Source organism: Lactobacillus kullabergensis (genome assembly GCF_000967195.1).
Classification (GTDB): Bacteria; Bacillota; Bacilli; order Lactobacillales; family Lactobacillaceae; genus Lactobacillus; species Lactobacillus kullabergensis.
This window is the reverse complement of record NZ_KQ033871.1, coordinates 121,956-146,968: the sequence shown is the minus strand read 5'-3', so window position 1 is coordinate 146,968 and position 25,013 is coordinate 121,956. Positions and strand designations below refer to the sequence as shown.

General features: G+C 35.2%; 23 protein-coding genes. 6 read left to right on the top strand and 17 right to left on the bottom strand.

The genetic code is table 11. From position 1 onward, the window contains the following. Positions 1-116: 116 nt before the first annotated feature. A complete protein-coding gene (locus JF76_RS01195; RefSeq protein WP_052697040.1) occupies positions 117-458 on the bottom strand; it encodes a hypothetical protein in 342 nt (113 codons plus the stop codon). 234 nt (positions 459-692) lie between these two features. On the opposite strand from JF76_RS01195, the gene JF76_RS01190 reads away from it, so the two are divergent. Together JF76_RS01190 and JF76_RS01185 are read left to right on the top strand one after the other, a co-directional pair. Beyond that, positions 693-1,064, top strand: a complete 372-nt coding sequence (locus tag JF76_RS01190; RefSeq protein WP_156962736.1) for a hypothetical protein — start codon at positions 693-695, stop codon at positions 1,062-1,064. A gap of 15 nt (positions 1,065-1,079) precedes the next feature. Continuing rightward, positions 1,080-1,304 (top strand): hypothetical protein, encoded by a 225-nt coding sequence (locus JF76_RS01185; protein WP_244267914.1) that lies wholly within the window; start codon positions 1,080-1,082, stop codon positions 1,302-1,304. 454 nt (positions 1,305-1,758) lie between these two features. Here JF76_RS01185 and JF76_RS01180 read toward each other — a convergent pair whose 3' ends face one another. From JF76_RS01180 to coaA, 5 genes are all read right to left on the bottom strand, one after another. Beyond that, positions 1,759-3,792: an FAD-binding protein gene (locus JF76_RS01180; protein ID WP_045927459.1), complete on the bottom strand. Its 2,034-nt coding sequence runs from the start codon at positions 3,790-3,792 to the stop codon at positions 1,759-1,761. A gap of 101 nt (positions 3,793-3,893) precedes the next feature. Next, complete coding sequence (locus JF76_RS01175; protein ID WP_045927458.1) at positions 3,894-4,430, bottom strand: TetR/AcrR family transcriptional regulator; 537 nt, start codon at positions 4,428-4,430, stop codon at positions 3,894-3,896. A 308-nt stretch (positions 4,431-4,738) separates the two neighbouring features. Next, entirely contained in the window at positions 4,739-5,311 is a 573-nt protein-coding gene (gene efp / locus JF76_RS01170) for an elongation factor P (protein ID WP_034978986.1), read from the bottom strand. Positions 5,312-5,508: 197 nt separating this feature from the next. Further along, complete coding sequence (locus JF76_RS01165) at positions 5,509-6,498, bottom strand: ornithine cyclodeaminase (RefSeq protein ID WP_045927457.1); 990 nt, start codon at positions 6,496-6,498, stop codon at positions 5,509-5,511. A gap of 74 nt (positions 6,499-6,572) precedes the next feature. Further along, entirely contained in the window at positions 6,573-7,487 is a 915-nt protein-coding gene (gene coaA / locus JF76_RS01160; protein ID WP_045927456.1) for a type I pantothenate kinase, read from the bottom strand. 95 nt (positions 7,488-7,582) lie between these two features. Between coaA and JF76_RS01155 the strand changes: the two genes are divergently transcribed. Next, complete coding sequence (locus JF76_RS01155; protein ID WP_045927455.1) at positions 7,583-8,155, top strand: SGNH/GDSL hydrolase family protein; 573 nt, start codon at positions 7,583-7,585, stop codon at positions 8,153-8,155. A gap of 15 nt (positions 8,156-8,170) precedes the next feature. On the opposite strand, the gene JF76_RS01150 is transcribed toward JF76_RS01155, so the two are convergent. Beyond that, positions 8,171-8,620: a GNAT family N-acetyltransferase gene (locus JF76_RS01150; RefSeq protein WP_045927454.1), complete on the bottom strand. Its 450-nt coding sequence runs from the start codon at positions 8,618-8,620 to the stop codon at positions 8,171-8,173. Between the two features lie 9 nt (positions 8,621-8,629). Next, positions 8,630-10,924, bottom strand: coding sequence for an RNA polymerase recycling motor HelD (gene helD, locus JF76_RS01145; RefSeq protein WP_045927453.1), 2,295 nt, complete (start codon positions 10,922-10,924; stop codon positions 8,630-8,632). Between the two features lie 203 nt (positions 10,925-11,127). Here helD and JF76_RS01140 point away from each other — a divergent pair, with 203 nt between their 5' ends. Genes JF76_RS01140 through JF76_RS01130 form a run of 3 tightly spaced genes read left to right on the top strand, consistent with a single transcriptional unit; the run spans position 11,128 to position 13,346 of the window. Continuing rightward, positions 11,128-11,796 carry a M57 family metalloprotease gene (locus JF76_RS01140; RefSeq protein WP_045927452.1) on the top strand — a complete coding sequence of 223 codons (669 nt, stop codon included), beginning with the start codon at positions 11,128-11,130 and terminating at the stop codon, positions 11,794-11,796. A 24-nt stretch (positions 11,797-11,820) separates the two neighbouring features. Continuing rightward, entirely contained in the window at positions 11,821-12,465 is a 645-nt protein-coding gene (locus JF76_RS01135; protein WP_045927451.1) for a histidine phosphatase family protein, read from the top strand. A 26-nt stretch (positions 12,466-12,491) separates the two neighbouring features. Further along, positions 12,492-13,346 carry a class I SAM-dependent methyltransferase gene (locus JF76_RS01130; protein ID WP_045927450.1) on the top strand — a complete coding sequence of 285 codons (855 nt, stop codon included), beginning with the start codon at positions 12,492-12,494 and terminating at the stop codon, positions 13,344-13,346. A 73-nt stretch (positions 13,347-13,419) separates the two neighbouring features. Here JF76_RS01130 and JF76_RS01125 read toward each other — a convergent pair whose 3' ends face one another. The 9 genes from JF76_RS01125 to JF76_RS01085 form a co-directional block, all read right to left on the bottom strand. Beyond that, positions 13,420-14,622 (bottom strand): ABC transporter substrate-binding protein, encoded by a 1,203-nt coding sequence (locus JF76_RS01125; protein ID WP_167594945.1) that lies wholly within the window; start codon positions 14,620-14,622, stop codon positions 13,420-13,422. A 358-nt stretch (positions 14,623-14,980) separates the two neighbouring features. Further along, on the bottom strand, positions 14,981-15,685 hold the full coding sequence (locus JF76_RS01120; RefSeq protein ID WP_141639338.1) for an ABC transporter ATP-binding protein: 705 nt from the start codon (positions 15,683-15,685) through the stop codon (positions 14,981-14,983). Between the two features lie 6 nt (positions 15,686-15,691). Next, complete coding sequence (locus JF76_RS01115; protein WP_045927447.1) at positions 15,692-16,474, bottom strand: ABC transporter ATP-binding protein; 783 nt, start codon at positions 16,472-16,474, stop codon at positions 15,692-15,694. 3 nt (positions 16,475-16,477) lie between these two features. Further along, positions 16,478-17,434 carry a branched-chain amino acid ABC transporter permease gene (locus tag JF76_RS01110; RefSeq protein ID WP_045927446.1) on the bottom strand — a complete coding sequence of 319 codons (957 nt, stop codon included), beginning with the start codon at positions 17,432-17,434 and terminating at the stop codon, positions 16,478-16,480. An 8-nt stretch (positions 17,435-17,442) separates the two neighbouring features. Then, positions 17,443-18,321, bottom strand: coding sequence for a branched-chain amino acid ABC transporter permease (locus JF76_RS01105; protein ID WP_034979008.1), 879 nt, complete (start codon positions 18,319-18,321; stop codon positions 17,443-17,445). Between the two features lie 27 nt (positions 18,322-18,348). Continuing rightward, positions 18,349-19,551, bottom strand: a complete 1,203-nt coding sequence (locus JF76_RS01100) for an ABC transporter substrate-binding protein (RefSeq protein WP_156962735.1) — start codon at positions 19,549-19,551, stop codon at positions 18,349-18,351. A gap of 415 nt (positions 19,552-19,966) precedes the next feature. Further along, the gene (locus JF76_RS01095) at positions 19,967-21,430 is read right to left on the bottom strand and encodes a hypothetical protein (RefSeq protein WP_045927444.1); all 1,464 of its coding nucleotides are present in this window, start codon (positions 21,428-21,430) and stop codon (positions 19,967-19,969) included. 525 nt (positions 21,431-21,955) lie between these two features. Further along, positions 21,956-22,804: a helix-turn-helix domain-containing protein gene (locus JF76_RS01090; RefSeq protein ID WP_052060280.1), complete on the bottom strand. Its 849-nt coding sequence runs from the start codon at positions 22,802-22,804 to the stop codon at positions 21,956-21,958. 139 nt (positions 22,805-22,943) lie between these two features. Continuing rightward, positions 22,944-24,536: an ATP-binding cassette domain-containing protein gene (locus JF76_RS01085; protein ID WP_045927443.1), complete on the bottom strand. Its 1,593-nt coding sequence runs from the start codon at positions 24,534-24,536 to the stop codon at positions 22,944-22,946. Between the last annotated feature and the right edge of the window lie 477 nt (positions 24,537-25,013).

The following is a 25,013-nucleotide window of genomic DNA, read 5'->3' as shown; positions in this document are numbered from 1 at the left end:
ATAAGTACAATAAAAATAACATATTAAAAAGGCACTGAGTAATATACTCAATGCCTTTTTGTTAACCTAAAATACTGGCTTTTACTGATCCTTTATTACGTTGAAACAGGTATTTTTTATTTAAGATATTCCAGCAGTTGCTCAACATCTGTTTCTTTTTTATCCTGCATAATATCTTTATCATTTAAAATTTCAATTGCACGTTGCACTATTGAATAAATCTGTTTATCGTCATTACTATCAATCACCAAATAACTTATTTTAAAGTAAGATTCTAAATTTGACGTATCTTTTTCGTCTAGTGCTTTTCTAATTAAAAATCTAAAAATTGCCTTCATATTGCGTGTCTTTTTACGTTTTTCCTGCTTTTTATCATAAACAGGTAAAAATAAAGCAACACATACAGCAGCAATTTCTGCAGCTGCAGTAACCCACTCTGACAAAGGTCCTATACTCATAATCTTCTCCCCTTGGTTATTACACAAGTATTACTTAAATGAAAATCAAGATTTTGTTTCCAAACATTTTTTCACTTTAATATATATGATTTCTATTATATACATTTATATAAAAACTTGCACTTTTTATTTCTATATGCGATATGATTATATTAAGGAACTAATTATTTTATTTGGGAGGTAAAATATGCAGAATAAAAAACCTTTTTATAAAAAGATATGGTTTGCTTTGTAGTGGTTTTCATAACTTTTTTCACTAATTTTGTGTCTGGCAACACAGGTATACAAGATGCACAACAAACGGTTATTGCAAAATCAACAAAAGTAGTAAAAAGTAATGCAAAAAAAGCAGTTACTGAAAAAGTAACTGTTAAAAGAAGAAAAGCTGCTCGCAAAAGAAAGTCAGCTGCAAAAAGAAAACAAAAAAAGCAAAAAGGTGCCGCCAAGCGCAATGTACGTAAAGTCTATATAGCTCCTAATTCGGGAAGAAGATATCATTTTAATCCGAGTTGCCGTGGTCTTCGAAGAGCACATGGAAACATAACCAAAATATCATTAAAAAGGGCTATTAACCAAGGCTACACCTTATGTAAATGGGAAGATTAAGGAGAAGAATAGGTAATGATTAAAATTGGTTTTAGAAAGCCTAGTTTAAGAAGGTCAATCTCTGCCAGAACAAAGGGAAGAGCAACAAGGGCCATAAAAAGAGCTATTATCCCCAACTATGGTAAACCTGGTATGGGTTGGGCTCATCCAAAAAGAAAATTATATAATACAATTTACCATAAGACTACCTTTGATACTCGTAAATTATTTATTTATGACAGTTCTAGAAAAAATAAATAAACATTTGGAGAACCAATAATCCCAAAAAAGTTAACAACAGTTTCTCTGAAGTGAATAAAAAAGACTAGGAAAATACTTATTACGCATTAGCTAAGATTGTTATAAACAAAAAGACTGATAAATCAGCGTTTCACAAACGAAATTTGTCAGTCTTTTTTTAATATTAAAGTTTCTAAATCCACTATTGCATCTTGTTCATCATTGCTTTTCATCAGGAGATGCTGTCTCTTCTAACGCAGCGAATAATCATGAAATAATGGTATCAAAGTTAATCAGTTAGCTTTAACTATGAATTCAGATCCATAATACTTGAGCATCTTAATAATTTCCAGGTCAACTTGAGTCGTGGTTTCTCTCACTGGTTTACGGGCCGGACCCACATTCGCAATATTGGCTAATTCCACTGACCGCTTTAAAGCTGCCGGAACTGTCTCTACTAAAAGGATCTATAATCTTACTTCTGCGCTAATTGATAACCGAGTACCCAACCTAAGGTCATGGCCATGCCAAGGGTCAACCCTTGCATTGGAGTAGAATATTCGATTGCGAATCTTTCACCGGCATTGTTACCACAAGCGTATAAATTGTCGATTGGATTCCAGTTAGAGTCAACTACTCGTTGCTCAGAATCTGTGTTAACTCCGTTTAAGGTAACTATTCCAGTCATTGGCTTATCTTCAACAAAGTACATGCCAAAGAATAGACCTTTATTAACCGGCAATAGGAGTTTCGGATCCCTACCGAAGTCTGTATCCTCACCTTGTTCACAGAAATGATTATATTTAGCAATTTCTGCTTTAATATTTTCTTTTTGTTCTTCATTCAAATGCATATATGTAAGCAAAGTGTCCAAATCTTGAGCACCCCAGCATGAAACTGTTTCGCCAGGATTGGTCTTTGCACCTTTAGCGCCCCGATCAAGCCATGATTGGAATTCTTGATACAAATCAACTTCTTCATCACCGCCTGTTGGTACAGAAAAGTGCTCTGGAATTGATCTGCGCATTAATTCTGGCCACTGACTATCCCAAATTGCAAAATATCTTCCCGGTTTCGACCTTTCAACACGCTCTCTCATTCCAAATACACCGAGAACAGTTTCATCAGTAAATCTCTTACCATTGCTATCAAAGTAAATAAATGGTGACCCCCAAGGATTAAACCGTGATGCGCCTATTTCAGGTGCAGGCTGTCCTGAAAAGCTTGAGCCCCAGCGTAAAACATTGGTTGCATATTTATCAGAATTTAAAATAACCTGAGGATCAACCGCACAACGCGGACCCGGATCCATTGTAGCTCCAGCCCATAAAGCCATTTTTATGCCACTGCCGTCTCTACCAAAACTTGGACAGTGTAATTCTTCTGTGTCCAAGCCATGAGCTTCATATACATTTCTTTTCTCGTCTTGTAAAGCTTCATACATTTGAGGATTACCACCATAATCCCCACCAGTTAGAACAACCGCATCATTAGCCAAAAACTCTATAAATTGACCATTTTTATCTTTTGCAATAACTCCCGTAACTTTTTGATGAGGCACTTTTTTACTAAAGAAACTTACTTCACCATTTTCAGAAGTTTTTTCATCTTGTTCTTCAACTGAATATGATTCATGAATTAGTTTAACCCCCTTAGTTTCCCAATACCATTTTGCTCCTTGCTTTTCAGCATCAGCTATTAATTTGGGGGCAGCAGCATTATAGTTAATTTGCACAGCACCTGTCCAACTGGTAAACTTATTTATTTCCCTGCCTTGAGGTAAATAATCATGTTTAGAAGTAACGTTTAACAAACAAGCTTTGTTAACAACTTCAGGAGCAGTATGATCCATTAGCCAATCTATCATAGCACCACTATTATCTACAAACTGCTTGACTAGCATAGGATCGGTTCGGTTATGAGTTCTTCGTTGATACTCAGCAATAAATTCGCTCTTTTTTATCTTAGGCGCACCATTTTCTAGTTGAAAATCAGAATTAACAGCTGCTATATCATGCATACCATAATAATAGACATTATCTTCCGCTTGGGCTTCAATTACAGCAACTTTTTTGTGCTTTTCACTGGCAGCAAAGGCGCACATTGTTCCAGCATTGCCACCACCAACTATTACAATATCAGCATGAATAACCTTCTTTATTTCTTCAGAATCAATTTCAGGCTCATTTCCGAGCCAGTCAGGAGCCTTCCTTATGCTTTTACTTTGAGCTGGCTTTCCACTGGCTTCATTTATGATTTCCTGTATATCTTTCTTAATTGCATTTGAAGTGACACTCGCACCACTAATTACATCAACATCTGCACTTTGTGCCGCTAAAATTTTAGCCTGCATTTTGGGTGCTGCTAACTGTCCAATATTTTTAGTCTCTTTACTAGCGTCAATCTGTAATTCAACGATTTTATTATTTTTGATTTTTGCATCTACTTTTACCAAATCATGCATTCCTTGATTTTCTGCATGATAATTGCCATCTTTATAACTTGCCATTTTAATTCCTCCAATCTAGCATGTTACTGTCTTCACATACTAGATTAGATTATTTAGCCAATCTATCAATTTACAGATTCGTGATTTTGTTAACATAAGCGTTAATTTCGAGGAATAAAATCAGGCAGGGCATAAATTAAAGCTTTAGTTACTTCTCTAGGATCATCTTGCATTTTATCCCTTATCCATTTAGAAGTAGCTGAGGCTTGCATATAAATGCAGTACTTTAGAATTACTTTTTCTTTTGCCGTTAAATAAATGCCTTTTTGATAAAATTTCCGTTTAATAATTTTTAATACATTTTCATAACCTTGTTCTGGAAATGGTGTGATCCCCTTCTCACTGTTTTGAAATAATTCCTTGTGCTTTAACATCACAGAAAAGAATTTTAACAGGCCATCATACCATCCATATTGAACATAAATATTATTCATGCAGTCCGCCAAATAATATTTCCATAACCATTGGTGAATGTCGTATATATCCTGAAAATATTTATAAAAAGTAGTACGAGAGACATTACTTTTTTGACAAAGTTCAACTACCGAAACTCTTTCAATGTCTTTTTCTTTTAGCAATTCATTTAACATGCTGGCTATTCTTATTTTTGTTTCATTAGCCTTAACTTTTTGTTTCATTTTTAGCTATACCCTTTATTCAGTTTCCAAGTATGAACGGTTTCGTTAATTTTATTATATACTCATACCTAAAGTGCAAAAATTTAAGTCAAAGTAAAATGACGAACTTTCTTAACCTTGATACCAAAATCACATTTTAAATCTATTGAATTATGTCTAAAAACTAAACTAGTTAATTGTAGCTTTAAGTTAATTTTCCATGTTGCTTTACGTTCACAATAAGAAATGCCATAGGCTAAATTTTATATCAAAAAAGGCGTAACTTATACGGTTACGCCAATTAATTACTCATTTAATAATAAATAAAGTTACTTGCCACCTTCGGCTCTTGACTTGTAGGCACCCTCTGCAGTATTGATAACCAGTTCTTCACCTTCCTTAATGAAGTCGGGAACTTGGACTACCAAACCTGTTTCCATAGTAGCTGGTTTGCCGGAACCGGTAACAGTAGCGCCTTTAATGCCCGGTTCAGTATGAGCTACTTTCATTGTGACAGTTGATGGTAATTCCACACCAAGCAGCTTGCTGTCATTAGCAAATTCCAACTGAACCTCAATATTAGGCATCAGGTAAAGTTTATCATCACCTAATTGTTCTGCTGAAACCTCATATTGTTCATAAGTTTCAGTATCCATAAAAGTATAAATATCACCTTCATTATAAAGATACTGCGCATTTTTTTTGGTGATTTCGACTAAATCTACTTTTTCCGTTGGACGCATAGTTTTATGAACCACAGCACCACTTTCAACATTACGCAAATCCATTTGCATAACTGTATTGCCTTTTCCCGGTTTATGGTGATTAGCCTTTAAAACACGAATTAGTTTGCCATCTTGACTAAAGACCATACCCTTTTTTAAGTTAATTGCTTGTACCATTTTTTACTCCTTTAAATCTATTTCTGAATTGATTACTGATTTTAAGAAAACCACGCTGGAGGTAAAGCAAATTTTTTAATTAATAGTAAATAAATCTCATTCATAATGATTAGTATAACAAAATTTGGACTTTATCAACACCACTAAATCAGTGATTTATGATTTTAATATAAACCAAATATTTACTTGTAGTGAAATTACATATTAACTTGTGTACCTACTTTTTGCCTTGCGGCTTTATCATAAATAGACTTCGTTGCCATTAGGTCTTGAGCTGCAATACCAACAGTTTCAAAGAAAATTATTTCGTCATCGTTTTCACGCCCAATTAAGTCGCCACTGACTACTTGACCGATTTCGCCAGTAAAACTAGTATTTGCAACCATGCCCTTATTTAAAGGAATAATTATGTCACCAGATTCTGCTAAAACAGCATCTTTAGAATCAAAGTAAATTTTATTTGCTTTAGCGACTAGCTCGGCCGGGGTCTCTTCCATTTGTGGTTGGTAAGCACCTACGCCACAAATAGTTGCGCCTTTTTTAATAAACTGAGCATCATAAACTGGTTTAGCCGACGGCGTAACTGTAATAATCACATCTGCATCCTTCACGGCTTCATTGCCTGTCTTAACAGCAGTAATTTTTGTATGGTATTGCGCTAGTTGTTCTTGCATTTTGGCAGCAAACTTTTGGGCACGTTCAAAATCAAGATCGCTGACAGCCACTTCATCTAGATTACGTACGATCAGCATCGCTTCAAGTTGTGTAGCAGCTTGCCCTCCCGTGCCAATCAATGCACCCTTTCTGCAATTCTTTTTTGCCAAATATTTCAGCGCCACGCCAGAAGCAGAACCTGTGCGCAATTGGGTAACATAATTACCATCCAAAATAGCATTAACTACTCCAGTTTTGGTATCAATATTTAACACCTGAGCATTAATTGAAGGCAAGCCTTGATTAATATTTTCAGGAAACATGTTCAACACTTTCACACATGCCGCATCATACTCTTCACAAAAAGCCGGCATACACAAAAAGGTATCTTTACCATTTTGCTTAAGAATCTGCGTTCTTAACGGCACGTCTACTTTACCGGCAGAAAAATATTTAAAAGCATCGGCCACTGCATCAATGCAGTCTTTTAAGGAATAACATTTTTCAATATCACTTCTGTTTAACAGTAACATTAGTTCCTCCTGTATTTACTCTTAAGTTCATACTTTTAAAGCCCATTATAAGTTACTCTTTGTAAAGGTACACATTAGATTTGTTTAAGATAAATCTGATCGATAACATGACCTGCAGTTTTATGCAAAATTAAATTGGCGCGTTGCTTTGTTGGAGCAATATACTCACGTAAATTGACCAAGTTCACCATTTGCCAAGTTTCCTCTGCAAACTTTAAGGCTTCATCCCTGGGACCATTAGCCATCTCATAATAAAAATTATGCGGATTATTTTTATTCAGTTCCATTACCCTGACGAAACGCTGCATAAACCACTTTTCAATCAGATCCTCAGGAGCATCAATATAAATTGAAAAATCAAAAAAGTCACTTGTCACAATTTGGCCATTGGTGGGCAGCTGCAGCGTATTAATGCCCTCAATAATTAAAATATCGGGTTCACACACATGACCATATTCACCAGGCACAATATCACTCAATTCTTGAGAATAAAGTGGGTAAACAATATCTTTTTTGCCACTCAATACATCTTGCAGAAAGTCGGTAAGCAATTTCATATTATAGCTTTCAGGAAAACCCTTACGGTCAGTCAGATTGCGTCTTTCCAATTCCTGATTAGAATAAATAAAACCGTCTGTGGTCATTAAGTGTACTTTCAAATCAGGATATGTCCGGCTAAGCAATAATTGTAAAAGTCTGGCTGTGGTAGATTTACCCACTGCTACTGAACCGGAAATACCAATAATAAAAGGCGCGCTGGCAACTTTCTGCTGCAAAAACTCGCTTTGCTTTTGCTGCAGAGACCGTTTACCTTGATAAACTAAATAAAGATACTTAATTAAACTGCTGTAAACTTCTTGAACATCAGTTAAATTAATAATATCTCCTAAAGATTTTATCTTTGCCAGTTCTTCTTTAGTAATCTTAACTGATTCAGTGGCAGAAAAAGACTGCCATTTTTCCCTGTTAAATTGTAAATAATTTTTCATTCTAATATCCTTAAATTTCTATGTTCTTTAATATAGTAAAATAAAAGTATAAAGTCTCCTAATTAATTCTTCTAATCAAAAAGAAAGGCAAAACTATGAAAAAGATAATTCTATTTGGCGATTCTATATTTAATGGCTACCATGCTGGTCATGACACCAATGTCATAACTGCAGGCGTGCAAAAAGAATTAGGTGCAAATGTGCAAATTATAAACTTATCTTTAAGCGGTGCCACCACTGCCGAAGGCAAGAAACGTCTAAATTTAATTCCGCAAGATGCCGACATAGTAGTGCTCGAATACGGTACAAACGACATGTCAAGTGATTGGGGCATTAGCAGCACTGATTATGCTAAAAACCTGGATTACATGGTTGAAAATATCGGTAGCGCTAAAATGATTATTGCAGGTCCATCTTATGAAGATCCTAATAACAAGGACATTATGCAATACTATAATCTTGAAGATATGAAAGTATATAATCAAATTGCTGCAGATTGTGCTCGCAAGTATAATATCCCCTTTATTAACTTAATCGCCAACTTTTGTCCGTTGGAAAATTTATCTTCGTATTATCAAGAAGACGGACAACATCTCACTAGTGACGGAAATCAAATTTTAATAAATTTGGTAGTGACGGCAATTAAAGAAAAACTTGCACAAATATAGTGCAAGTTATCATTTTTATAAATCTTTATACATCATAACATGCTTAATGCCAGCCTCTACAAATGGCTCGCCTTCAGTGTGATAGCCTAAAAAATCATAAAACGGTTTTGCCTGCCATTGTGCATGACAATAAAGTCGGTCAGCACCCTGATTATGCAGGTATTCATGAACCTGTTTCATCATTTTGGTTCCTAATTTTTGCCCACGGGCTGCTACAGCTACTGCTACTCTGCCTAGCATCCACTTACCATTTTCTTGAAAAATACGACAAACGGCCAATGCATTTGTTTTCTCAGCGTTGAGCAAATAAACCTGAATTGAGTCTAAATCTTGATCGTCAAGCTCTGGTGCTGTTATTTCCTGTTCAGTTACAAACGTATCTATTCGTAAACGAGCTACACAAAACATTTCGCGTCCTGTCATTTGCGCAACCCGTTTGAAGGTAAATTTTTCACTGTCAGTCATCAAAAATTCCTACTTTTCTATATAAGTTTTCGGGTCTACTTCCAGAAGTGGACTCTTTTCGTTAGTATAAATAATATCAAGCTTGTACATCGCCCGTGAAGTTATTGTGTAAACAAGTTGCGTTTCATCAATACGATGATAGTTTTCTTTTGAAGCAGCCCACATAATGACGGCATCAAACTCCAAGCCCTTAGCTAAATAAGATGGAATGACCAACGTGCCATCAACTAGTCGCTGATTGGCAGTGGCAATCAATGTTGCTTTCACTTTGTCTTCTTTGAGCTTTTCTGCCACAATTTTGGCACTAGCCAAGTCCTTGGTAATAATTGCGGTTGTCATGTTAGCCTGATTATTTTCATCTAGTATTTGTTCCAGTACATTGATTGCAGCAGCATCATCAGAACGTTCCCAAAGAGCTGGTTTAGGACCCTGACGGTCAAACGACTCAATTTTTTCACCCTGTCGCAAAATTTGCTTGGTAAATTCAGTCAACTGTTTAGTTGAACGATAAGATTTAGTTAACTGTACAACATCAGTTTTTTCAGGATCAAATAAACCACTGATCTGCTTAAGCAGACTTCTACTTTCATCTTTGGTAAAAATAGCCTGGTTTAAATCACCCAACATCGTGAATTTAGCCCGAGGAAAATTATATTTCAGATAGCACAGCTGAAACGGCGTATAATCTTGAATCTCGTCAATAAAAGCGTAACGCATTTCAAAATCTACATGACGACCTGTGATCAGATCATAAAGGTATAAGTAGGCCGAAACATCATTCATATGAATATAATGCTTCATAAAACTTTGCTTAACTTCTTCGATGTGTTTTTGCCAATCTGCTTCTTCAATTTGCCATTTACTTAGATCAGTCATTTTAGGAACAGCACGTAAAAAGTTCAAATATTGTGCACGCATATTAATAAAATTATTCCGTCTAATTTGCTGGAAAACTTTATCAAGTGCCTTCACGACAATTTTACGACTTAGGAATTTTTCTTCTTTTTCCTCTGATTCAAACTCCTGGTCTGGACGATCATATAAAGCATTCAGCTGCTCTTGACTAAGATTTTGGATGGCATCAGACACCCAGGCCTTTTTAGTTTCGCTGTTAATCTTGCGATTGAGTGATTTTATTAATCCTTCTCGCGTAGCATCAATTCTATTGCTCAAATTATAATTGGAATTAAATGAATAATAGAGTTCACTGATTTTTTCTTTTGTAAAAAATGGTTTCTTTTTATTGCGGAAGTAAATATTTTTAAAAATTACGCCTCGATTATTGAGGTGTTTAGCATAATGGTGCAGCAAATTAAAGAAATTTGTTGAATCCTTAAATTGACTAATTGCAGAATCAGCTTTGCTGTCTTCAAATTGATCAAATAAATTTTCAACAGTCATTCCAGGCAATCGTCTTGCTACAAATTGCCAGTATGTCATTTGTACCATATTTTGTTCACCCATCTCGGGCAAAACATTTTTTATATAATCATTAAACAATTGATTAGGACTAAACATGATAACGTCACTACTGGTAAGGTTGCCACGATAGCGATACAGCAGATAGGCAATCCTCTGTAATATTGCAGAAGTTTTACCAGAGCCTGCCGCTCCTTGAACAAACAATAAGTCTGCACTGGTGTTCCTAATGATTTTATTCTGCTCACGCTGAATCGTTGTCACAATTGATTTCATTTGCGTGCCGGATTTTTCACCTAAAACTTCCAGCAGCATCTGATCACCAATAGACTCATTAGTGTCAAACATGTTAATAATCTTGCCGTTTTCAATCATGAACTGCCGCTTTTTGGTCATATCAACGGTAATTTCACCTTCAGGCGACATATAAGAAACCTTACCAATCTTGCCATCATAATAAATTGATGAAATTGGTGCACGCCAATCATAAATCAAGAAATGATTATTTTTGTCCGCAAAAGAACCCAGACCAATATAAATAGTTTCTGGTTTTTCATTAGTTTCTTTGAAATCAACTCTGGCAAAATATGGTTTTTGCTCTAATTTTTGGACAGTGCTTAGTTGCTTTGCGGCATGCTGCCAAGCATTTTGACGTTCATCAAGTAACTGCTGTTGCTGGTGAATAGACAAAGCAGTTTCCATAGATGTTGAATAGCCGTCATAATCTAATTTTACATCATCAAAAAAGTGTGAATTAAGATCTTGGGCCTCTCCTTCAGCGGACTTAATTGACGAGGACAACTCGGCTTTTTTAGCCCGTATCATTTTTAAAATCTTATCAAGATGCTTTTGCTCAAATTCTCTATCATCCATCGCTTTTGTCATAAACTCACCTAATTTTCCAAAACTTGCATTCTATTTTACCATGAAATCGGTTTATATTAAAACCTTGGATTCGTTTTTTGCTAAACAGTGAAATATGTAAAAATTTCCAGATAACGATTATAATTTTATGTGTTAAAGTCAGTAAATTATGAAACTTTTTCTACTTTTCCTATATAATGTAAGGTAATGGAGTTGATTAAGGTATGAAAAGATTTTGTCATTTTTTATCAAAATTAGCATGTGCGCTGGTTGTAACTTTTACAATTGAAAGTACAGTTGCTCCGATTACTGATGATTCAGTATTCAGTTGGCCTTCTCAGACTGTTTATGCCAAGAAAACTGCTAAAAAGGCAAAAAAAGCTAAAAAGAAAACAAAGAAAACTAAAAAGACCAAGAAAAAGAATACAGCTGCTATAGCTTCTTCTTGGCACTGGAAAAAGCCTAAAGCCACTGTTTACATTGATCTTAATGATAATGAAGAATTAATTTCAGCTACTAAAGATGCAATTGATGCATGGAATGATACCAAAGCCTTTACTTTTACTGAAACCAAAAACAAGAAAAAAGCTAATATCGTGATTGAACAGGTTTACAGCCCCAATACCAATTATGCGGGTTATACTACTTTTCATTATTACGTGAAAACCGGAATCATGTATTCCGCAGTTACCAGGTTAAATATTTATTATTTACAGAATTTTTCACCATATAGTTATACTTACCAACGTATTTTAAATACTGTCGAACATGAATTGGGACATGCAATCGGACTAAAACATAACAATGGAGTGTCTGTAATGTATCCTACCGGTTCTTTGTATCCAATTGAGCCTGTCGACGTTGAAAATGTTCAAAAATTATACAAAGAATAAAATATTAGATTTGTGAGGAGTAAAATGAAAAGAATATATATAGTGCGTCACGGTGAAACCTTTATTAACCGCTATAACAAGATGCAAGGCTGGTGTGATACGCCACTAACAGAAAAAGGAATAGCAGGTGCTGACCAAGTTGGTGAAGCTTTAAAAAATGTGCCTTTTGATATTGCATTATCAAGTGATATGAAAAGAGCCAGTGACACTTGTGATATCATTATTAAACACAATGTTAACCGTGATGAAATTCAACATATCGCAACTCCCTTTTTCCGTGAACATTTTTACGGCTATTTTGAAGGTATGGATTCAGATGCTGCTTGGCAAATGATCAGTGGTCCTCACGGTTATAAAAGCCATGCTGAAATGCTCAAAAATGAATCATTAGACACAGTGAAAGACTGGATTAAAGAAGCTGATCCTTTTCATGACGCAGAAAATGCAAAAGAGTATTGGCACAGAATAAATAAGGGATTTAAATTAATCGGTCAATTAGATGGGGCTGAAAATATTTTGCTCGTAACTCATGGTTTTACCATCCATAGTATTGCCGATCGTTACAGCGATTTTGATATTAAAGAGCGACCTCGTAATGCTTCAATTACAGTGATGAATATGACAGAGCAAGAGAAAAAAGTTGTTTCATATGACAAATTAAAGCTCTGATGACTCAATTAACAGGAGAACATTTTATGAAATCAAAAAATGATATGTCTGATGTTGCTGACAACTTAAAAAACTGGAATGATCGCGCTGTTGTACATGCAAATGGTGGCTATGGCGATCTTACTCAGTTTGCTAAAAACCAAAATGCTATCACTACAACTGTTAAACGTGATTTGGACGTACTCAAACCATTTTTGACTCATAATTCAGTTGAAAATAAGCGGCTACTGCATTTGCAGTGTCATATTGGAGATGATACGCTCAGTTGGGCGCGCTTAGGAGCTAAAGACGTTTACGGTCTGGACTTTTCACCTGCTGCCCTAAAGTATGCACGCAAGTTGGCTCAAGAGGCTAACACATCAATTACTTACGTTGAAGGTGATGCTCGCTATGCCGCAGAAGCTATCCCGGAAAAATTAGGACAATTCGACATAATTGTGACTAGTGCAGGTACAATTACTTGGCTGCCAGAATTAAAATCATGGGCAGAATCTATTGCTCAACTCCTGGCTCCTGGCGGAATTTTTATGATTCGTGACAATCACCCTTTGTTGTTTGCACTTGATAATGCCGGGTTAGAAATTAAGCTGGGTTACTTTAGCGGCACTGAGATTACTTATGAATCAGATGCTTCATATACACCAAATTCTAATGGCAAAATAAAGCATCAGACAAACCATAATTGGGCTCATGATTTTGCAGAAATTATTAATTCATTAATTGCTGCTGGTTTAACCATTAAAAACGTAGGAGAGCATAAAATTAGTGATTGGAAGTCCTTGCCATCACTAATCTATGATAAAAGCCAAGAAGGTTGGGTACTTCCAGCTGATTCACCACAGATTCCATTGACTTTTTCAGTAGTTGCACAAAAATTGTAAAATCAGTATTAATACAATCAAAAAGGTTAGCTTTGCTAGCAAAGCTAACCTTTTTATTCCCTAAAAATAAGTCCTATTCAATTTTAAAAGTTTTACCCACTTTACCATTAATTAATTCTTCTACAGCAATTGGTTTTTCAGGATTGTGATCTTTATCTACAGTGATTTTCCCAGTTACGCCAGTAAAATCTTTAATTTGTTCCAGACCCTTCGTGATTTTTGCAGAATCATCAGATTTTTCATTTTCGATTGCTTCTTTAATCATATATACCGCATCATATGCTAAAGCAGAAAAAGTTGGTGCTTCTTCATGGTAGCGGTTCTTGAAATCACGCATAAATTTAGAAGCAGTTGGATCCTTGGCAGCTACCTGTGTTGAAAATGGCGTAGTATAGTAGATTTTACTTGCATTTTTAGCACCAGCAATCTGTATCAGCTTCGGATCAGCCATGCCATCACTACCAACAATTGGTGCTTTAATACCAATTTGACGTGCTTGTTTAATTATTAAACCAACTTCAGTGTAGTAGCCAGGAACATAAATAGCATCAACTTTCTTAGCTTTAAACGAAGTTAATACAGCGTTAAAATCTTTGTCACCCTCTGAAAATGTCTGACTATCAACTATCTTGCCTTTATATGTTTTCTTAAATGCTTTAGCAAGACCGTTACCATAGTCACTTGAATTATCAGTATAGACAGCCACTCTTTTGGCCTTAATATTATTCATTACGAATTTAGCTGCACTACCACCTTGAAAATTATTTTGGTAACATGCCCTAAAAACAAATGGCTGTACTTTGCCATTCTTTTGTAAAGTATAATTTGGATCTGTCGCTGAAGGACTGACACTTGGTACCTTAGCTTTAGTAATATTAGGAATTTCGGCTGTACCGGCATTAGTAGTTGCCGGTCCTACAATTGCTGCTACCTTTTCTTTTGTAGCTAATTGGGCGGCAACTGAAGCAGAAGTAGAAATAGCAGTTTTATTATCACGCATGATCAGTTTGATTTTTTTCTTACGACCATTAACATCAATGCCGCCTTTTTTATTAATTTCACTAACTGCTAATTGAATACCTTGCTTTTGAGCGTTGCCATAACCAGCTGCAGCTCCAGACAACTCCATGTTGACGCCAATTTTGACTGAATCTTTATCTTGCTTAGTTCCATCCCCACTACTGCTTTTAGCAACAGTACAGCCTGCCAGCATAAAAGCTGCCATGCCAGTGATTACAACATTCATTACCTTTTTAATACCGCTAATATTATCCATCATCTTGTTCCTTCTAACTATTCTTTCTATTCTTTAACTAAAATTGCCCACAAAAAAGCCTCATTCAAATCAATGAATGAGGCTTAAATTACCAATTAGTTAAACCCCAATCATTGGCACGCAAACTAGGGCTTAACTACTTTAAATTACATCACGTAATTCATGTATGTTAAGTCCTGCGTTCCAACAACAAGGCAACTAAATCCTGAGTTTGAAAAATATTCATATTATTTTTTTGATTAACATATTTCGTTTCCATCGTAATTACCTCCTCAGAATTTTATGTAAACCCTACAGTTTTCACTATGTGACTCAACAATGAATTAACATCATTGCCATTACAACAACTTGATTACCACTAACCACCAAAATATACTTTCTGTACTTCTGGGTTAGCCAACAATTCTTGACCAGTACCACTTAATTGCACTACTCCTGTCGCCAATACATAACCACGATCGGCAATAGATAGAGCTTGTTTAGCATTTTGTTCTATCAACAAAATAGTTGTACCTTTTTCGTTTAGTTCTTTAATAATTTTAAATATTTCTTGAATATACAGGGGTGACAAACCCATTGATGGTTCATCAAGCAGCAACAATTTTGGCTTTGCCATTAAGGCACGACCCATGGCCAACATTTGCTGCTCACCACCTGACAAGGTAGCTGCATCCTGATTACGTCTTTTTTTCAAAATTGGAAAGCGTTCAAAAATATCTTTGTAGGTTTTTGAAACTTCATCATGATTCTTTTGCAAAAACGCACCCATCTGCAGATTCTCCATTACGGTCATTCCGGCAAAAATATGCCGACCTTCTGCTACTTGGGAGATACCCGCGCTGACAATTTGCGGAGCACTTTTGTGATCTATTTCTTCACCAAGGTAGAAAATTTGACCACTTTTGGGTTTCAACAAGCCAGAAATTGTCTTAACAATAGTTGACTTACCAGCTCCATTAGCTCCGATTAGGGTTACGATTTCACCTTGGTTAATTTCAAAACTGACATTCTTAACAGCTTGAATAACACCATAATTTACAGACAGGTCACGAACTTCTAACATTGCCATCTAGTCATCACCCTCTCCTAGATATGCTTCAACAACTTTAGGATTTGCCTTAATTTCTTCAGGAGACCCGGTAGCCAATATCTCGCCTTGATCAAGTACATAAATTCTTTCAGCCAGGTTCATAACTAAAGACATGTCATGCTCAATTAACAAAACTGTGATCTGAAATTCCTTCTGAATATACTTAATAAGATTAGTCAAATCCGCTGTTTCTTCTGGGTTCATACCAGCAGCAGGTTCATCCAGGAAAAGAATCTGCGGGTGAGTAGCTAAAGCTCGTACTATTTCCAAGCGTCTTTGCGTTCCATAAGGCAAATTCTTAGCCAAAGTTTGTTCATTATCCGTTAAATCAAAGATTGCTAATAGCTTTTGCGCAGCTTCCTTCATTTCCTTTTCCGTTTTATAAAAACTGGGTAAACGAAAAACTGTTGTTAAAAAGTTTTCTTTATATTCATTTGTCATTGCAGTTAGGACATTATCCATAACAGTTAAGTCTTTAAATAAGCGAATATTTTGAAATGTACGGGATAAACCTAAGTCTGCAATTTGCACAGCACTTTTATGCGTTAAATCATAATTTTTATCATCAACTTGCAAATTAATCTTTCCACTAGTAACTTGCACCATTCCAGTTAACAAGTTGAACAAAGTGGTTTTACCTGCACCATTAGGACCAATCAAGGCAACTAGTTCATGCTTATCCAGGTGAAGTGAAACATCATTAACTGCAGTTAACCCACCAAACTTGCGCACTACGTGGTCAACATCTAATAAGTGTGGCATATACTAGCTCCTTTCCTTTTTGCCGAAATGGCGCGTCAAATTTTTAAGTGAGAATTCCCAGTTACCTAAAAGTCCTGATGGCTTGAAAATCATGATTAGTATCAGGACTATAGCATAGATCACCATTCTTAACGCACCGAAACTTTGTAAAACGGTATCTAAAACGCCTAAAACAATCGCCGCAACAAACGTGCCAGTCATACTGCCAACACCACCCAAAACAACAATAACTAAGATAGAGATAGATTCCATGATACCAAAGTTTGAAGGTGATATTGTCTGCAAGAATGAGGCATGAAGACTGCCAGCTATTGCAGCAGTTGCGCCACCTAGAACGAAAGCTGCCAGCTTCCATTTAGTAGTATTAATTCCCATTGCTTCAGCAGCAATTTCGTCTTCACGAACGGCTTTAATTGCCCGACCATTTTTTGAACGAATGAAGTTAGTCAAAATGATTGTGGTCACACAAACCAAGATATAAACAGTTGGCCATGAGCATAACTGAGGAATATTGTATAACCCTGCCGCTCCACCAGTAATTTTCAAATTATTAATGACATTGCGGATAATTTCAGCTGCTCCTAGAGTTGCGATTGCTAAATAGTCACCCTTTAAGCGAATGAAAGTTGCCGTACCAATAACTGCAGCAATTACAATGGCTATCAGCACACCTACGAGCATTGAGATTAAAAAGCCAGCTTCGCTACTCATGCGTTGAGTAATAATCGCGGTAGCGTATGCTCCAATTGCCATGAAACCGGCATGACCCAGAGAAAATTGACCACTAAAACCGATAATCAGGTTTAAACCGGTAGCTAAGATAATATTTATTCCAATCGTAACCAGCATGTTTTCAATAAAATCATCTATCACGCCAACCATAATCAACGCATTGATTAAGTAAAAGCCGCCTACCATTAATAACAGCCACGACAAAATGTATTTCCAATTAGATTTCATTTTGCCACCTACACCTTCTCTTTAGCATTTTTGCCAAAAATACCAGCAGGTAAGAAAAGCAAAATGACTATTAATACTAGATAAACAACTGAGTCTTTATATGCCGACAAACCGATAGACTGGAAAAATGTTTCCAAGATACCGATTAAGAAGCCACCAATAGAAGCTCCTGGCACTGAGCCGATTCCACCAAGCACAGCAGCAACAAAGGCTTTAATTCCTGGTGTCATCCCCATTAAAGGATCAATTTGGTTATAATACATTCCAATTAATATACCTGCGGCACCGGCTAAAGCCGAACCTAAAGCAAAGGTAAATGAAATCGTATGATTAACATTAACACCAACTAATTCAGCGGCAGCAGGATCTACGGATACTGCACGCATTGCCCGACCCATTTTGGTCTTTTGAATAATGACCTGCAATGAAACCATCAAGATTAAAGCAGTGGCCAAAATCAAAATCTGAACATTTGAAATTTGCACTCCACCGATATTGTAATTAACCTGTTCAATTACTTGGGGGAAGCTGCGAGCATTTGATCCTACAAAGTATGACATGCCATTTTCCAGTAAAAACGATACGCCGATAGCCGTAATCAGTACAGCTATACGAGGCGACTTACGTAGTGGCCGGTAAGCAAAATACTCAATCACTACGCCTGAAACTGCACCAATAATCATTGCAGAAAGCAGTGCTGTAATAAAGTTAAAATGCCAAGCATTAATCACATAGTAGGCAAAGAATGCACCTAGCATATAAATATCGCCGTGAGCAAAGTTAATTAAATTAATAATGCCATAAACCATGCTGTAGCCTAAAGCCAACAAGGCATAAATCGAACCCAGTGACAAGGCGTTAATGATTTGCTGTAAAACTGTTTGCAAATTTAAGCACTCCTTTCATTTTCTTACTTACTCAACACGGAATGAGTCGCTTACTTTACCGTTAGTCAATTTTTCAATAGCAATTGGCATTTCTGGATTGTGGAATTTGTCCATGGTAATTCTGCCAGTAACACCGTCAAAGTCTTTAATCTTAGCTAGACCTTCAGTAATTTTAACCGAATCATCTGATTTTTGTTCTTCAATAGCAGCTTTTACTAAGTAAACCGCATCATATGCTAGTGCTGAAAATGTCGGTGCATCTGCATGGTAACGAGCTTTATATGCCTTGATAAACTTAGCAGCTTTTGAATTTGGGTTCTTGGCAGCTACATTAGTTGAAAACGGTGTAGTGTAGTAAATATCAGTAGCGTTTTTAGCACCTGATATTTGAACAAGTTTAGGATCACACATACCGTCACCGCCAACGATTGGAGCTTTAATACCCATTTGCCGTGCTTGTTTGATGATCAAACCCAACTCTGTGTAGTAACCCGGTACATAAATAGCATCGATTTTCTTAGATTTAAATGAAGTTAAAACAGCATTGAAATCTTTATCACCTGCAGAATAAGTTTGACTATCAACTATCTTGCCTTTATAAGTATCTTTGAAGGCTTTTGCTAAACCAGTACCATAGTCACTGGAGTTATCAGCATAAACTGCTACTCGTTTGGCTTTCAATTTGTCGGTGACAAATTTAGCAGCGCTCTTTCCTTGGAAAGTATCCTGGAAGCAAGCTCTAAAGACGTAAGGCTGCACCTTGCCATTTTTCTGTCTGGTATAGTTTGGATCTGTTGCAGATGGACTAATGCCTGGAACAGAAGCCTTGGTAATATTAGGAATTTCAGCAGTACCACAATTAGTAGTAGCTGGCCCTATAACTGCTGCCACTTTATCCTTAGTTGCCAGTTGTGCAGCAACCGAAGCCGAAGTAGCAATTGCGGATTTATTATCACGGATAAGCAATTTAAGCTTCTTTTTATGCCCGTTGACGTTAATTCCACCGGCTTTATTAATTTCAGAAGCTGCTAATACTATACCTTGCTTTTCAGCACTGCCATATCCAGCAGCAGTACCAGACAACTCTATATTAATCCCGACTTTGACTGTATCTTTATCTTGGTGTGTACCCTTGCTCCCCCCACTTTTTGCAACTGAACAACCGGCTAGTGCCAAGCCGGCCATTCCCACCGTCAAAACACGCAACAATCTTTTTGAAAATTTACCCATCATTTTCTCCTTTTCAAATAGTCTGGTAACTAAAAACCTCATTCATTTAATGAATGAGGCTTAGATCAGTTATTAGATAAGCCCCATTCATTAAGACGCAAACAAGGGCTTTTCATGTAAAATCACTAAAAGTAATTCAATCATGCTAAGTCCTAGACGACAACAACAAGGCAATTAAACTCTGGGCGATAATATTTTTAATGTTGGTTCGTTTATTTAAATATTTAGCTTTCATTAAAATCGCCTCCCAAAATTTAATTTAATACTTAGAATTATAAAAAAATAACATTAGCATGTCAAGAAATTTTTGTAATTATTTTTATCAAAGTTCTAAGTATTTTTTATTAATTCTATTGTTTTCACAGGAAAAACGAACGCACGCTGTTAAAGCGTGCGTTTTACTTATCAGACTTTTTTAAAATACTGCTTTTTTCCGCCAAAATGCAACCATGATGTATAAAACAAAATAACTTACAATCATGAGCATTATTGGTAACCATATTTCATAATATGCAGTTGGCAGAAGCTGATTAAAAAATCTCAAGCCAAACAAAACATCAAAGACCCCAAATATTGCGGGAATAAAGAATAAAAGTCCGGTTTTGCTCTGCCATGTTCTTTGAGCCAGCCTCTCATTCGCAAATTTCTGATCTCGTTTAGCAGCTTTGACTACTATTATCAAGATCGCAATCAGGCTTGCACCAAACACCAATGCCAGTGAGAAGCCCAAAATCTTCATTTCTCTGGTCATCCCCAGTGCCAGCTGATAAAGAGCTGCCTTGGAATTGCTGTAGAGTCGACTATAGGTAAGACTACTTTGAGCCTGTTTATGTTCAATTTTTAGTAAAAATGGCCAGTCTCTATCAAAACTGTTTAGCTGTGCCAAAGTCAGATATTTAGTATTGCCTTTAACCTTATTTAATTCTGCAGTTGAACAAAGTGCAATTGTTTTATTTTTAAAACCGTTGGGAACGAGTTCGCGAAAACTGGTACCCGCTAGAGAATTTTTATTCAATTGGTCTAACTTGATTGATTTGACTTGAAAATTGCGTCTGCCGGTATTTCTGACGTACTTAATTGGATTATCTGCCAGCTCATCACGAACAAAATAAAAGTGCCCTTTTGTTTCTTTATAATGGTAAGTTTGCTGCTTTTTAATTTTTAGTTGTGCCACATCGTTTTTAATATTGGCGGTGTTGCTGGCAATTACGCCATCATAATAAGTTCCCCTTTTAATATCTTGGGGAAAAGCATTAAAGTCATGACTTAAAGCAAGAGAGCCCATAGTCAAGGCAAAGAGTATGGAAATGATAGTAAAAACACTAGCATAATGATGGAGTCCCAGCTCCGTTTTTCCTTTAGCCAACTTAATTTTGCTAAACCAAGTTGCAGGTACCAAGCTTAATAACGAGTGGCAAAGTAAATAAGTACCTGACACAATTGTGACAAATGCCGGTAATAAAGGATTAAACAGATTTTGGACGGGCAAATTCAATATGAAATAGCCGCCACCTATTAGAGCTAGTCCAGCTACCAGTGCAATTATTTCTAGCCACTTCTGTTTATGAAAAGCAGGAATATCTTCTTTTTCTAAACTGTTTAAAATAGTTCTGGTTAGCCTATAAGTTACTATTATACCACCAACAATTATTAGAACCGCCAGTAACATAGCCACTTGCATGCCTGAATTTATCCGCAGGAAACTGTTAATGACGTTAAAATTCGGCACATTTGGTTTTATTAAACCGCTAAATAACTTAATAATTAAGGAAGCTAAATCCAACCCTAAAATAATGCCAGCGATTATCATCAAACCGCCAATAATGAGTGTCGCACAAAGTTCTATCAGTCCAACGCGCATATTTTTTAATTTTTGCATCAAGATCACCAAACTTTCTGTTCAGCTCCTTCAAGCAGACCACCTTTTGACTTAATTATAGTTAGCGCTGTCATTTTTTAAATGACCTGAACAGTTTCTTGAACATATTTTAATATTTGCTTTTTAAACCATTATTCTTTTTTAAATATTGCTTTTTGTTAGTATCAATTTCCTCCAGCTTGATCGCCATTTTTAAAACATTTTTCCTATCATATTTCTTTATAGAAAATTTACTTATCTTTATAATTTTTTTCCGGTCTAAACTTTATAAATAATCCATCTACAAATGCTTCATAAATATGATCATCTACTTTAGACATAATTTTTAAATCTTCGCTTAACTTACAAAACATTTTTCCCATGTTTCTAATTAATCTAAATTGAGCCCAATAAGAATTAATTTATGTAATAAATTTTCAATTTTCTTACTCCTTTCTATTTACTTCTAGTTTATTACAATTTTATATAAGCATATAAAAAATGTCATATTTAACTCTTAATGGTTTAATATGACATTTAAAAATTTTATTTATTAGCAATCATTAGTTCTTCAAGTTCTTTACCATAACTGGGCATACCAGCAATTTTTACACTTGCAGTTATTGTTTGTACTTTATCAAGACACTTGGGATCTTGGTCATAATGATATTTGATTATATTCTCATAAGCTGGAGCAATAGTCTTATAAAAAAATATATCTGGTTTTGTTTTGATTTGTTTTTCACTACTAATATAAAATTCTGTTTCTTCAAATCTTTTGTTACGAATACACAAAATCATCATATTAATAATTATAGACAAAACTAACTTTTGAATATCAATGCTACTCGAGCCAATAAACTGACGTATTACTCTTTTTGAAATCAATAAATTACTATCTAAATCATAAAAACTCATAAGGTTGCAGTACAGTCTTAAACTATCAGAATTAAAATGAGAAACATCAAACGTTCTTTCTTTCAATCTATCTATAACGCCACTATCAATACTGGAAAGATTTTTGTTAATTATTGCAATAAAGATATCAATTATATCTAATTTATCTTCTTTATTTGGAAAATCACTTTCCGCAACAAAATTTCGTATTTGTTGCAGATCATGCACAGAATTTTGATAATACGCTTCATTAACCATTCTATCAATCTCTAGGTTCTCGTCATGTACGGTCTTCGCCTGGTGGTTTAACTTACCAAAAAAATCAGTTAATGAAATTTTGTTAACGTTTAATAGCTCAATTAAATTATCTGCTGAAATGCTGCTTAAATTTTTTTCAACTTTTGCATAAAATGACGGGCTTACCACATCATTAACCCATTGCCTTTGTGTTTTCTTTTGCTGAATGCGATAGTCTTTTAGTAATTCACCAATTGTCATTTTAATTTCCTCAACTATTTGATTAACTATCAAATATTAAACTTTTTAATTTTATTATAATCAAAAAATATAAAAGTATCATAAAATTAAAAATAAAAATTATATAATGCTGAGGTAAATTGGGTTATTATCTATCTGACTACGACAGGCTCTTATCGTTAAATTGGTATTGATTAAAATCAACAACTACATCATACTTTTGCAGTTCTTCTGGATCGTAATGATGAATAACTTCAACAAAAGTAAAGTTTGAATCAAAAATATATTGGTGAATTGCCTTTGATGAAGTTTTATCAAGTGAAGCATTAATTTCATCCAGTAATAAAATTGGTCGATTGGCTAAAATAGCCCGTGCCACCTCAATTCTGGACAATTGGCCACCAGATAGTTGATCTGCATTGTCACCTAATTGATAATCAAATCCCTTTTCTTTAATTAATTGTCCTAACTGTAGTCCTTGACATACCTCAAGAACTTTTTCTTTAGATATATTGGCTCCTAGAGTTAGATTAAACCAAAGCGTATCAGAAAAAATAACTGCACTCTGGCTGGAATAGGCAAACAACTTAGTAAATGATCCTGACGCTACTTCGTTATGATCAAGTATAATTTTTTTAGATTTACCATACTTACCATACATTAGAAACTGTAACATCGTAGATTTCCCTGATCCTGAGGGTCCGATGACCGCAACTTTTTGGCCAGACTTAATATCAAGATTAATATGTTGTGCTAATACCTTATCCTGACGCATTAAATCTAGGTCTTGCACTTGTAGTTCATTAAATGTAGGATCATTGGTTTGTTCACGCTCCACATTATCTGCTTTTTGTATATATTGCTTTATCTTTCGAACAATTGGCTTTGTAGTAGACAAATTATTTCGTTCTTGCAGAATTTGTAAAATTGGATTTACAAATGAATTCGATAATTGCGTTATTGCAAAAAGAGCACCTAAAGTAGTTTGGCCTTTAATTACTAATGCAATACCAATTGCAAATGGCAGTAAATAAGTACCCATAATTGCAATTGCATTAAGAAAAGCACTGGTATTAGTATTAAGCACATTCATCTTGGCTAATTTTTCTTCTAATTGGTTAACTTTATACTGGTTTTGTTTAACTGCATTATCCTGCTTATCATATAAATTAAAGGTAGCAGTACCAGATAACAAATTTTTAGTTTGATTAACATATTTATCATTAGCATTTGTCCAAGCTTCTGCAGCATTTTGAATAGGCTTTTGGAAAAAGGTGGAAACAATTGTTGGTATAACCGAACCAATAAAAAATATTATTGTAAGCTGCCAATTTAGATACAAAGCGAATACCATAGCAAATACGACGGTGTATGAATAAATCAGAATTCCTATTTCAGCATCATAGCGATTTGTTTCCAAAAGTTTAAAATCATTAGTTAAAAAACCTAAATTAGAAGCATCTTCTTGCTCATCCGAGAGCATACCCCTCATCACTTTAAGCCTTAACTTAGTATTGACCTGCTTAGCAGCGTCTGCTTTAAGATAATCAAAAATTAAAGTGGCGACTAAAATTAAGATCAATAACAAAATATTTTTACCAAAAAAGACTGGAATAGCTGCAAAATTTTTAGCTGTTGCCAAATTAATTAACGAACCAACAATGTATGCTGTAACAATATTCTGCATACTGGAAATTAATCCAAAAATATTTAAACAAAAAAACTTAAAATGCGAATAATATTTATAAACCATGATTTTCTTTTCCTTTCAAAAAACCTTCGTTATTTATATAAATAATATAATTGCCTTTTTATTTTTATTAATAAAACTGTCATATTTGACGCAAATAAGGTGGATATGACAAATCCAAAAGCTAACAGAATTTATTTCCTATCGACTTTCACCTATACCAAAGTAGATTAACATAGTATATTAATTGAAGTAGAGCTAAATCCAAGTAGCTAGCAACTTTAAAAGGTACATAAAAAATAAAGCAGTAATCAAAAAGAGGTAGGACAAAAGTCCATTTCTTTCTGATTACTACTTAAATAACCGAAGCATCTTTTCGATTAAATTGGCTAATTTATCAAAATCTTGTCCTAGCTTGCGCAATGCAGGCGTTAGACTGGTTAGTAGTAAACACTTCAGAAGAAATAAAAGTACAACCCTTCCCATGCTATCACCTTTTTTCGGGGAGGATCGAAAGGCGTACTTCACTATTCTATCATG